The sequence below is a fragment of the Pseudomonas sp. 2957 genome (assembly GCF_031456345.1).
GTDB classification, from domain to species: Bacteria; Pseudomonadota; Gammaproteobacteria; order Pseudomonadales; family Pseudomonadaceae; genus Aquipseudomonas; species Aquipseudomonas siliginis.
On the sequence record NZ_JAVDUL010000004.1, the window covers coordinates 454,103 to 466,346 of the forward strand.

Consider the following 12,244-nt stretch of genomic DNA (forward strand, 5'->3'; position numbering starts at 1 on the left):
CAGGGAAAGCCATCTGCCCATGACCCATATCCCCAAAGCGGAATACAGCCGTCGCCGCAAGGCCCTGATGGCGCAGATGGAACCCAACAGCATCGCGATCCTGCCCGCCGCCGCGGTGGCCATCCGCAACCGCGACGTCGAGCACGTCTACCGTCAGGACAGCGACTTCCAGTACCTCAGCGGTTTTCCCGAGCCCCAGGCCGTCATCGTCCTGATGCCCGGCCGCGAGCACGGCGAGTACATCCTGTTCTGCCGTGAACGCAATGCCGAGCGCGAATTGTGGGATGGCCTGCGCGCCGGGCAGGAAGGCGCGATCCGCGAGTACGGCGCCGACGACGCCTTTCCGATTACCGACATCGACGACATCCTCCCGGGCCTGATCGAAGGCCGCGACCGGGTGTATTCGGCGATGGGCAGCAACCCTGAATTCGATCGGCATTTGATGGACTGGATCAACGTGATCCGCTCCAAGGCGCACCTCGGCGCGCAGCCGCCGAATGAATTCGTTGCCCTGGATCACCTCCTGCACGACATGCGCCTGTATAAATCGGCGGCAGAAGTGAAGGTGATGCGCGAAGCCGCGCGGATTTCGGCGCAGGCGCATATCCGCGCGATGCAGGCCAGTCGTCCGGGGCTGTATGAATACAGCCTCGAAGCCGAGCTGGATTACGAATTCCGCAAGGGCGGGGCGAAGATGCCGGCCTACGGTTCGATTGTCGCCGCCGGGCGCAACAGCTGCATCCTGCATTACCAGCAAAATGACGCGCTGCTCAAGGACGGCGATCTGGTGTTGATAGACGCTGGTTGCGAGATCGACTGCTACGCCAGCGACATCACCCGCACCTGGCCGGTCAATGGCAGGTTCTCGCCGGAGCAGAAGGCGATCTACGAGTTGGTGCTGGCTTCGCAGGAAGCGGCATTCGCCGAGATTGCCCCCAACAAGCACTGGAACCAGGCGCACGAAGCCACGGTGCGGGTGATCACCGCAGGTCTGGTCAAGCTTGGCTTGTTGCAGGGCGAGGTTGACGAGTTGATCGCCAGCGAAGCCTACAAGGCTTTCTATATGCACCGCGCCGGCCACTGGCTGGGCATGGATGTGCATGACGTTGGCGAGTACAAGGTCGGCGGCGAATGGCGTGTGCTGGAGGTCGGCATGGCGCTGACCGTGGAGCCCGGCATCTACATCGCGGCGGACAATCAGAACGTGGCGAAGAAATGGCGCGGTATTGGCGTGCGTATCGAGGATGACGTGGTCGTGACCCGATCCGGTTGTGAAATCCTCACCAGCGGCGTGCCGAAAACCGTCGCCGAGATCGAGGCGCTGATGGCACAAGCAAGGACACACGCAGCATGAGTCGAGTCAATCTGGCAATCATCGGTGGCGGTCTGGTCGGCGCCAGTCTGGCGTTGGCGTTGCAGGCCGGGGCCAAGGCGCAGGGCTGGAAAATCGTCCTGATCGAACCGTTCGCCCCCGGCGACAGCTGGCAACCGAGCTACGACGCTCGCTCCTCGGCGCTGTCCTTCGGCTCGCGGCAGATTTATCAGCGCCTGGGCGTGTGGCAGGAAATCTCCCGCCGCGCCGAGCCGATCAAACAGATTCACGTCTCTGACCGTGGCCGCTTCTCCACCGCGCGCTTGTCGGCGATGGAAGAGGGTGTGCCAGCGCTCGGTTACGTGGTGGAAAACGCCTGGCTCGGCCAGTGCCTGTGGCAGCACCTCGACAAAGACGTGATCACGTGGCGCTGCCCGGCGGAAGTCACGCGCATGGAGCCGTTGGCCGATGGCTATCGTCTGACCCTCAACGATGAAACCACGCTGGAATGCGACCTCGCGGTGCTCGCCGATGGCGGCCGCTCCGGCTTGCGCGAACAGTTGGGCATCAACGTGCGCAAGCGCCCGTACAACCAGAGCGCGCTGATTGCCAACATCACCCCGAGTGAAGCGCACAACGGCATGGCCTTCGAGCGCTTTACCGATGAGGGGCCGATGGCCCTGCTGCCGCTGCCGGATAATCGCTGCGCGCTGGTGTGGACGCGGCTGGGCATGGACGCGCAGCGTCTGACTGAATTGAGCGAGCGTGATTTTCTCAGCGAGCTGCAAGGCGTATTCGGTTACCGCCTCGGCACTTTGAAACAGGTCGGCGCACGGCATCTTTATCCGCTGTCACTGATCGAAGCTGAAGAACAGGTGCGCTCGCATCTGGCCGTGCTCGGCAACGCCGCACACAGCCTGCACCCGATCGCCGGCCAGGGCTTCAACTTGTCGCTGCGTGACGCCGACGCCTTGGCTGCCGCGCTGCTGGCCAGCGACAAGCCGCTGGGCGACTTCGCCACGTTGCAGGCCTATCGCGAACGGCAGCGCCTCGATCAGGACCTGACGGTGGGCTTCTCCGATCAGGTCACGCGTCTGTTCGGCAGCACCCAGCCGCTGGTGTCGCTGGGGCGCAACCTCGGCCTGCTCGGCCTCGACCTGCTGCCGCCAGCCAAACGCTGGTTCGCCCGGCAGGCGATGGGTCTGGGAACCCGTCCGGATGCTTGAGTGGCTGAGCAACACATTCGGCAAGGCGCGATTGATGCGTTGGGTAATGACCTGCTACCCGCCATATCTCGGCGCGGGTGTGCGGGTGCGGCACATCAGCGATGACTTTCGCGACGTCCAAGTGTCCATGGGGTTGGGCTGGTACAACCGCAACTATGTCGGCACCCAGTTTGGCGGCAGTCTGTATTCGATGGTCGACCCGTTCTTCATGTTGATGCTCATGGAAAACCTCGGCCCGAAGTACATCGTCTGGGACAAGGCCGCCGACATCGATTTCATTGCGCCGGGCAAAGGCCCGGTGTTCGCCCGGTTCAACATCGACCAGACCCTGCTCGACGAGATCCGCCGGCAGACCGCCAACGGCGAGAAATACCTGCCGCAGTTGCAGGTCGACATTCATGACGGCGCCGGCAACCTTGTGGCGCGGGTCGGTAAAACCCTTTACGTGCGGCTCAAGCCGCAAGCGAGACAGGCCTAAAGCATGGAAATGCGCGCAGATCTGCTGATTGTCGGAGCCGGAATGGTCGGCAGCGCCCTGGCGCTGGCGTTACAGGACAGTGGGCTGGAAGTGCTGTTGCTCGACGGTAGCCCGCTGAGTGTCAAACCCTTCGCTGCCGAAGCGGCGTTCGAACCGCGCGTCAGTGCATTGTCGGCGGCGAGCCAGCGCATTCTCGAGCGCCTTGGCGTCTGGGACGGCATCGCCCAGCGGCGCAGCAGCCCGTACACCGACATGCACGTTTGGGACGGCAGCGGCACCGGGCAGATTCATTTCTCGGCGAGCAGCGTGCATGCCGATGTGCTCGGCCACATCGTCGAAAATCGCGTGGTCCAGGATGCCTTGCTCGAGCGTTTGCATGACTGCGACCTGGGCATGCTGGCCAATGCACGGCTGGAGCAGATGCGTCGCTCCGGCGATGACTGGCTGCTGACCCTGGCCGACGGCCGCACCTTGCGCGCGCCGCTGGTAATCGCGGCCGATGGCGCCAATTCTGCTGTGCGCCGTCTGACCGGCGTGGCGACTCGCGAGTGGGATTATCTGCATCACGCCATCGTCACCAGCGTGCGCTGCAGCCAGCCGCACCGCAAAACCGCCTGGCAGCGCTTTACCGATCACGGGCCATTGGCGTTTTTGCCGCTGGAGCGTGATGGTCAGCAGGACTGGTGCTCGATCGTCTGGTCGACCACACCGGCTGAAGCCGAGCGCTTGATGGCGCTCGAGGAGACTGCGTTTTGCGCTGAGCTGGAGCGAGCGTTCGAAGGGCGCCTCGGTGAAGTGATCAGCGCCGATCCGCGTCTGTGCGTGCCGCTGCGTCAGCGCCATGCCAAGCGCTACGTCGCTGAGGGCCTGGCCTTGATCGGTGATGCGGCGCACACCATTCACCCCTTGGCGGGGCAGGGTGTGAACCTTGGATTCCTCGATGCCGCCGTGCTGGCGGAAGTGCTCCTGCAAGCGCATCAGCGCGGTGAGCGACTGGCGGACGTGAAGGTGCTGAGCCGCTACGAGCGTCGGCGCATGCCGCACAATCTGGCGCTGATGGCGGCGATGGAAGGCTTCGAGCGGTTGTTCCAGGCCGATCCGCTGCCGCTGCGCTGGTTGCGCAATGCCGGATTGAAACTGGTCGAGCAGATGCCCGAGGCGAAGGCGTTGTTTGTGCGCGAGGCGCTGGGGTTGACTGGGGATCTTCCAACTCTGGCAAAGCCCTGACCGCCTCATTGAGGCTGATGGCCCCTTCGCGAGCAGGCTCGCTCCCACTGTTGAGATGCATTCCAATGTGGGAGCGAGCCTGCTCGCGAAAGCGTCCGCCCACTTACCGCAGTTTTGAGCCGTGCAACATCTGGTAACGCCTTCCCCCAGTGTTCGATTGTGGTGGTAAATGTGAGTCCTTATCATTTGGCCCACCTTTCCCGACCGTGAGACCACTCCCATGTTGGCACCCAAGCGTCTTCTGACCGCACTGGCCTTGACCCTGATCGGCAGCACCACTGCCCAGGCCGCCGATGAGGTGGTGGTGTACTCGTCGCGCATCGATGAGCTGATCAAACCGGTATTCGATGCCTACACCGCCAAGACCGGGGTGAAGATCAAGTTCATCACCGACAAGGAAGCGCCGCTGATGCAGCGCATCAAGGCCGAGGGCGAAAACGCCACCGCCGACCTGCTGCTCACGGTCGATGCCGGTAACCTGTGGCAGGCCGAGCAGATGGGCATTCTGCAGCCTTTCACCTCGAAAACCATCGACGCCAATATTCCTCAGCAATATCGCTCGTCCACCCACGCCTGGACCGGCCTGAGCCTGCGCGCGCGGACCATCGCCTATTCCACCGAGCGGGTGAAGCCGGGCGAACTGACCACCTATGAAGCGCTGGCCGACAAGAGTTGGGAAGGCCGCCTGTGCCTGCGCACGGCGAAGAAGGTCTACAACCAGTCGCTGACTGCGACCATGATCGAAGTTCACGGCGCCGAGAAGACCGAGAAAATCCTCAAGGGCTGGGTCAACAACCTGTCCACTGACGTGTTCTCCGATGACGTTGCGGTGCTGGAAGCGATCAACGCCGGGCAGTGTGACGTTGGCATCGTCAACACCTACTACTACGGTCGCCTGCACAAGCAGAAGCCTGAACTGCCGGTGAAGCTGTTCTGGCCGAATCAGGCCGATCGTGGTGTGCACGTAAACCTGTCGGGCATCGGCCTGACCAAACATGCGCCGCACCCGGAAGCGGCCAAGGCGCTGGTCGAATGGATGACCACGCCTGAGGCACAGAAGATTTTTGCTGATGTGAACCAGGAATTCCCGGCCAACCCGGCGGTGGCGCCATCGGAAGAAGTGGCGGCGTGGGGCAAGTTCATTGCTGATACCTTGCCGGTAGAAGTGGCGGGCAAACGTCAGGCTGAGGCGATCCGGATGATGGATCGGGCGGGGTGGAATTGAGGCGTTTCGTGTAACTGTTGATCTTTCAAGATCGCTCCCTCACCCCAGCCCTCTCCCGGAGGGAGAGGGAGCCAACTTGTGTTGTTTTCGAAACTTGAGTTCGACTCAATATCTCAGGTCGATGTAGTTTGCATGAGCACCTCGGTCAGTTCCCTCTCCCTCCGGGAGAGGGCTAGGGTGAGGGCAGCAATCCCAACCTGAAATACGCAATCCAAGAACACCCCAATCCCACCAGAGACCCAAAAGTGGCCCACCCCGCCCAACGCCGCTGGTACCCCATCGTCTTCGCCATCGCCGCGCTGGTGTTGTTGCCCCTGAGCGTGTTGCTGCTGTCGTGGCAGACCATCGATCAGCAGATCTGGTCGCACCTGTGGCAAACCCAGATGCCGCGTCTGCTCGGCAATACCCTGACGCTGATCCTCGGCGTCGGTGTCGGCGTGACTCTGCTGGGTGTCAGCCTGGCCTGGCTGACCAGCCTCTGCGAATTTCCCGGTCGGCGCTGGCTCGACTGGGCGCTGATGCTGCCCTTCGCCATTCCAGCGTATGTACTGGCGTTCGTTTTCGTCGGCCTGCTGGATTTCGCCGGGCCCGTGCAGTCCCTGTTGCGCGAATGGTTCGGCAGCGGCCTGCGCCTGCCACGGGTGCGTTCCACCGGCGGGGTGATCGTGGTGCTGGTGCTGGTTTTTTATCCCTACGTTTATCTGCTGGCGCGTACCGCGTTTCTGGCTCAGGGCAAAGGTTTGATGGAAGCGGCGCGGGTGCTGGGCCAGTCGCCGTGGCAGGCGTTCTGGCGGGTTGCGCTGCCGATGGCGCGTCCGGCGATTGGCGCGGGCGTGGCGCTGGCGCTGATGGAAACCCTCGCCGATTTTGGCGCGGTATCGGTGTTCAATTTCGACACCTTCACCACGGCAATCTACAAGACCTGGTACGGCTTCTTCAGCCTGCCCAGCGCCGCGCAACTGGCCAGTCTGTTGCTGCTGGTGGTGATGCTGGTGCTGTACGGTGAACGCCGTGCACGCGGGGCGAATCGAGCCGCCAACGAGCGGCCACGGGTGAAAGCGCTGTATCACCTGCGGGGAATCAAGGCCTTCGCGGCGACGGGCTGGTGTGGATTGGTGTTCGCCTGCGCCTTCGTCATCCCGGTGCTGCAACTGATCGTGTGGTTCTGGCAGCGTGGACGCTTCGATCTGGATGAGCGCTACGCCGGACTGATTCTGCACACGCTGTACCTGGGTGCCATGGCGGCGCTAATCACCGTCAGCGTTGCACTGTTGCTGGCGTTTGCCCGGCGTCTGGCGCCGACCCCAGCCATCAACTCTGGCGTCGGTCTGGCCAATCTCGGCTACGCCTTGCCCGGTTCGGTGCTGGCGGTGTCGATCATGCTTGCCTTCAGTTATCTGGATCGTGAACTGGTGATTCCGCTCTCCGCCTGGCTCGGTGGTGCCGGCAAACCGTTGCTGCTCGGCAGCCTCGCGGCGTTGCTCATGGCGTATCTGGTGCGCTTCATTGCCGTCGCCTATGGGCCGCTGGAAAGCAGTCTGGCGCGTATACGGCCATCTTTGCCTGAAGCGGCACGCAGCCTGGGTGTCAGTGGGCCGCGACTGTTTTTCAAAGTGTATCTGCCGCTCTTGCTGCCCGGCACGTTGAGCGCCGCGTTGCTGGTGTTCGTCGATGTGCTCAAGGAAATGCCCGCGACCCTGCTGATGCGCCCGTTTGGCTGGGACACGCTAGCGGTGCGCATCTTTGAAATGACCAGCGAAGGCGAATGGGCGCGCGCCTCATTGCCGGCATTGACGCTGGTGCTGGTCGGGTTGTTGCCGGTGATCGGATTGATTCGACGTTCGGCGCATCGAAACACTTAGTCGTCAGTCCTACATCATGCGGCTACAATGCGCGGCATTCGGTGCGGTTCGTCTGACAGACCCGTGCGCTGGAATCGGCTGCAAGCCTTATCCATCAAGGCTTTCAGCCGTATAGCGGCGGTCCGCACCCTCGCCACGCCCGGAAGGAGAAACCCATGGGACAGCGTACGCCTCTGTATGACCTGCACCTCGCGCTCGGCGCGAAGATGGTGGATTTTGGCGGTTGGGACATGCCACTGCATTACGGCTCGCAGGTCGAGGAGCACCACGAAGTGCGCCGCGATTGCGGGGTGTTCGATGTTTCCCATATGACCGTGATCGATGTCACCGGCGCCCAGGCCAAGGCCTGGCTCCAGCATCTGCTGGCCAACGACGTCGAACGTCTGCACCGCCCCGGCCGGGCGTTGTACAGCACCATGCTCAATGAGCGCGGCGGCATCGTCGACGACATGATCGTCTATCGCCTCGACGACGCGTACCGGCTGGTGTTCAACGCCTCGACCCGCGATCAGGATCTGGCCTGGATGAGCGCCCAGCTCGGCGCCTACGACGTGCAACTGCACGAGCGCGCCGAGCTGGCGATGCTCGCCATCCAGGGCCCGCAGGCCCGGCACAAGATTGCGGAACTGGTGACCCAGTCGCGCGCCACGCTGATCCAGCAACTCAAACCTTTCGAAGGCGCCATCGACGGCGACTGGTTCATCGCGCGTACCGGTTACACCGGCGAGGATGGCCTGGAAATCTGCCTGCCGGCCAATCAGGCGCCGGGTTTCTTCAACGACCTGGTCGGTGCCGGTATTTCGCCGATCGGCCTTGGCGCTCGCGACACCTTGCGTGTCGAGGCCGGAATGAACCTGTACGGTCAGGACATTCATCAGGACGTTTCACCGCTGGCCTCGAACATGGCCTGGAGCATCGCCTGGGAGCCGGCCTCGCGGCAGTTCATCGGCCGCGCGGCGCTGGAGGCGGAAAAAACCGCCGGCGTGGCGCACAAACTGGTCGGTCTGGTGCTGGAAGAGCGCGGGGTTTTGCGCGCTCACCAAGTGGTTCGCATCGCCGATGTTGGCGAAGGGGAGATCACCAGTGGTAGTTTCTCTCCTACGCTGAGCAAATCGATTGCCCTGGCGCGTGTACCGATGGCGACTGCCGACCGCGCCGAAGTGGAAATCCGTGGCAAGTGGTATCCGGTGCGAGTGGTCAAACCGACCTTCGTGCGCCATGGCAAAACCTTGATCTAACCTTTTCTGGCGGGTATGACCGCTGACCAATTTCCGAGGAACCGAAGATGAGCGATATCCCTGCCGAACTGCGTTTTGCCGAAAGTCATGAATGGGCGCGTCTGGAAGCCGACGGCACCGTCACCGTGGGCATCAGCGATCACGCGCAGGAAGCGCTGGGCGACGTGGTGTTCGTCGAGTTGACCGAAGTCGGCAAGGTGTTCGCCGCCGGTGATCAATCCGGCGTGGTCGAGTCGGTGAAAGCCGCCTCCGACATCTACGCCCCGGTCAGCGGTGAAGTCATCGCGATCAACGAGGCGCTGACCGACTCGCCAGAAGAGCTGAATAATGACCCGTACGGCGCGTGGATCTTCAAGCTCCAGCCAAGCGACAAGGCCGAGCTGGACAAGCTGCTGGATGCTGCTGGGTACAAGGCTGCAATCGGCGAGTAAGTTGCCGGCAACACCCAAAGCCCCGATTCGTCGGGGCTTTTTTATGGGCGACGAATATCCCTTTGTGGGAGCGAGCCTGCTCGCGAAAGCGCCATATCAGTCAATGCCAAGGTTTCTGAAACACCGCTTTCGCGAGCAGGCTCGCTCCCACAGGGGCGGCGTGATCTTGAAAATTCGCCTGCTATGCTGGTTTGACCGTGTCGATTGACGCCAAGCGCCAGCCAGGAGAGCCCGTCATGTCCCAGTCGCCGTCCCTGAGCCAGTTACGCGATCCCGAAGCCTTCCTGCGCCGCCACCTTGGCCCGGATGCCGCCGAGCAGCAGGCGATGCTCGACAGCCTGGGCCTGGGCAGTCGTGCCGAGCTGATCGAGCAGACCGTGCCGCCGGGCATTCGCTTCAATCGCGCACTGGATCTGCCGCCGGCACTCGACGAACAGGCTGCGCTGGCGAAACTGCGCGGTTATGCCGAGCAGAATCAGCTGTTCACCAGCCTGATCGGCATGGGTTATCACGGCACCGTGACGCCGACCGTCATTCTGCGTAACGTGCTGGAAAATCCCGGCTGGTACACCGCGTACACCCCATATCAACCAGAGATCGCCCAGGGCCGGCTCGAAGCCCTGCTGAATTTTCAGCAGCTGACCATCGACCTCACCGGCCTGGAACTGGCCAACGCCTCGCTGCTCGATGAGGCTACCGCAGCGGCCGAAGCCATGGCTTTGGCCAAGCGCGTGGCGAAGTCGAAGAGCAATCTGTTTTTTGTGGATGAAAATTGCCATCCGCAAACTCTCTCCGTGGTACAGACCCGCGCCGAAGGTTTCGGCTTCGAGCTGATCGTCGACGCGGTGGATAACCTGGCGCAGCACGAGGTGTTCGGCGCGCTGCTGCAATACCCCGACACCCACGGCGAAATCCGCGATCTCGAACCCTTGATCAACCACCTGCACGCACAACAGGCCCTGGCCTGCGTCGCCACCGATTTGCTCAGCCTGCTGGTGCTGACGCCGCCGGGTGAGTTGGGTGCCGATGTGGTGTTCGGTTCGTCCCAGCGTTTCGGTGTGCCGATGGGTTATGGCGGCCCGCACGCGGCGTTCTTCGCCAGCCGCGAGGAATACAAACGGGCGATTCCGGGGCGGATCATCGGTGTGTCGAAAGATGCTCGCGGCAACGTCGCGCTGCGTATGGCCCTGCAAACCCGCGAGCAACATATCCGCCGCGAGAAAGCCAATTCGAACATCTGCACAGCGCAGGTGCTGCTGGCCAATATCGCCAGTTGTTATGCGGTGTATCACGGCCCGGAGGGTTTGAAGCGTATCGCCCAGCGCGTGCATCGCCTGACCTGCCTCCTTGCGGCGGGACTCGAGCGCAACGGCATCAAACGGCTCAACAGGCAGTTCTTCGACACGCTGACTCTGGAGGTCGGCGGCGCACAAACCGCAATCATCGAGAGTGCTCAGGCAGCGCAGATCAACCTGCGCATTCTTGGGCGCGGCCGCGTCGGTCTGAGTCTGGACGAGACCTGTGATGAACACACCGTGGCGAAACTGTTTGACGTGCTGCTCGGCGCCGATCACGGCCTGAGCGTGGATGCGCTTGATGCGCAGGACATTGCCTCGGGAATTCCCGACGAACTCCAGCGCAGTACGCCGTATCTGCAACATCCGGTGTTCAACGCTCACCACAGCGAAACCGAGATGCTGCGTTACCTCAAACAGCTGGAAAACAAGGATCTGGCGCTCAACCAATCGATGATCCCGCTGGGCTCGTGCACGATGAAGCTCAACGCCACCAGCGAGATGATCCCGATTACCTGGCCGCAGTTCGCCCATCTGCATCCCTTCGTGCCGAGGGAGCAGGCTGTCGGTTACACACTGATGATCGAAGAATTTGAGGGTTGGCTCTGCGCGATTACCGGTTTCGATGCTATCTGCATGCAGCCCAATTCCGGCGCCCAGGGCGAATACGCCGGGCTTTTGGCGATCCGTAAATATCACGAGAGCCGGGGGGAGGGCGCGCGGGATATCTGCCTGATTCCGTCATCGGCCCATGGCACCAACCCGGCCTCGGCGCAGATGGCTGGGATGCGTGTGGTGATTGTCGAATGCGATGAGGCGGGCAATGTCGATCTGGATGATTTGCAGCTGAAAGCCGCCGAGGCCGGGAACAAGTTGTCGTGCCTGATGGCGACTTATCCGTCGACCCATGGGGTTTACGAGGAAGGCATCAGCGAAATCTGCGCAGTGATCCATCAGCACGGCGGCCAGGTGTATATGGATGGCGCCAATCTCAATGCCCAGGTCGGCCTGGCCAGACCGGCGGACATTGGCGCCGACGTCTCGCACATGAACCTGCACAAGACCTTCTGCATTCCCCATGGCGGCGGCGGGCCGGGCATGGGCCCTATCGGGGTTCGCGCGCATCTGGCGCCGTTCGTCGCCAATCATCCGGTGGTGCCGATTGACGGGCCGCTGGCACAGAACGGCGCAGTCAGCGCAGCGCCGTGGGGCAGTGCGAGCATTTTGCCGATCAGCTGGATGTACATCGCCATGATGGGCCCGCAACTGGCGGACGCCAGCGAGGTGGCGATTCTGGCGGCAAATTATCTGGCGCAGCATCTATCCGGGGCATTCCCGGTGCTTTACGCCGGGCGCAACGGCCGGGTGGCGCATGAATGCATTCTTGATCTGCGCCCACTGAAGGCGCAGACCGGCATCAGCGAGGAGGACGTCGCCAAGCGTCTGATGGATTACGGCTTCCACGCGCCGACCATGTCCTTCCCGGTGCCAGGGACGTTGATGGTCGAGCCGACCGAGAGCGAATCCAAGGCTGAGCTCGACCGCTTCATCGCGGCGATGCTGAGCATTCGCGCCGAGATCAATGAAGTGCAGAAGGGCAACTGGCCGGGCGAAGACAATCCGCTCAAACGCGCGCCGCATACCTTGGCCGATGTCACTGGGATCTGGGAACGGCCTTACAGCATCGAACAGGCCATCACCCCGGATGCGCACACTCGATTGCACAAATATTGGCCGGCGGTGAATCGGGTGGATAACGTCTACGGCGATCGCAATCTGTATTGCGCGTGTGTGCCGGTGGATGATTACCGCTGATCTCTAAATCCACCGCCGTCCCTGTGGGAGCGAGCCTGCTTGCGAAAGCAATCGTCCAGCCAGCATTTTCGGTGACTGGCTCACCGCTTTCGCGAGCAGGCTCGCTCCCACAGGGTTTTGTATCGGTTTCAGAAG

The 12,244-nt window shown here is 62.4% G+C and carries 9 protein-coding genes; all 9 read left to right on the forward strand.

Annotated features, from left to right (window positions below):
- The first annotated feature begins 19 nt into the window (after positions 1 to 19).
- The 9 genes from pepP (at position 20) to gcvP (ending at position 12,109) form a co-directional block, all read left to right on the forward strand.
- A complete protein-coding gene (pepP, locus tag J2Y39_RS16740; RefSeq protein WP_041476895.1) occupies positions 20 to 1,354 on the forward strand; it encodes a Xaa-Pro aminopeptidase in 1,335 nt (444 codons plus the stop codon).
- Positions 1,351 to 2,538 (forward strand): 2-octaprenyl-6-methoxyphenyl hydroxylase, encoded by a 1,188-nt coding sequence (gene ubiH / locus J2Y39_RS16745; RefSeq protein WP_095181278.1) that lies wholly within the window; start codon positions 1,351 to 1,353, stop codon positions 2,536 to 2,538. The genes pepP and ubiH overlap by 4 nt, the downstream gene beginning before the upstream one ends.
- On the forward strand, positions 2,531 to 3,016 hold the full coding sequence (locus J2Y39_RS16750) for a DUF4442 domain-containing protein (protein ID WP_041476891.1): 486 nt from the start codon (positions 2,531 to 2,533) through the stop codon (positions 3,014 to 3,016). The genes ubiH and J2Y39_RS16750 overlap by 8 nt, the downstream gene beginning before the upstream one ends.
- Positions 3,017 to 3,025: 9 nt before the next feature.
- A complete protein-coding gene (locus tag J2Y39_RS16755) occupies positions 3,026 to 4,243 on the forward strand; it encodes a 2-octaprenyl-3-methyl-6-methoxy-1,4-benzoquinol hydroxylase (RefSeq protein WP_310219051.1) in 1,218 nt (405 codons plus the stop codon).
- Positions 4,244 to 4,463: 220 nt separating this feature from the next.
- Entirely contained in the window at positions 4,464 to 5,468 is a 1,005-nt protein-coding gene (locus tag J2Y39_RS16760; RefSeq protein WP_310218821.1) for an extracellular solute-binding protein, read from the forward strand.
- Positions 5,469 to 5,713: 245 nt separating this feature from the next.
- Positions 5,714 to 7,330, forward strand: a complete 1,617-nt coding sequence (locus J2Y39_RS16765) for an iron ABC transporter permease (RefSeq protein ID WP_310218823.1) — start codon at positions 5,714 to 5,716, stop codon at positions 7,328 to 7,330.
- Between the two features lie 155 nt (positions 7,331 to 7,485).
- Positions 7,486 to 8,568 carry a glycine cleavage system aminomethyltransferase GcvT gene (gcvT, locus tag J2Y39_RS16770; RefSeq protein WP_310218825.1) on the forward strand — a complete coding sequence of 361 codons (1,083 nt, stop codon included), beginning with the start codon at positions 7,486 to 7,488 and terminating at the stop codon, positions 8,566 to 8,568.
- Positions 8,569 to 8,615: 47 nt separating this feature from the next.
- Positions 8,616 to 8,999, forward strand: coding sequence for a glycine cleavage system protein GcvH (gene gcvH / locus J2Y39_RS16775; protein ID WP_150742944.1), 384 nt, complete (start codon positions 8,616 to 8,618; stop codon positions 8,997 to 8,999).
- A 236-nt stretch (positions 9,000 to 9,235) separates the two neighbouring features.
- A complete protein-coding gene (gene gcvP / locus J2Y39_RS16780; RefSeq protein WP_310218827.1) occupies positions 9,236 to 12,109 on the forward strand; it encodes an aminomethyl-transferring glycine dehydrogenase in 2,874 nt (957 codons plus the stop codon).
- Positions 12,110 to 12,244 lie beyond the last annotated feature (135 nt).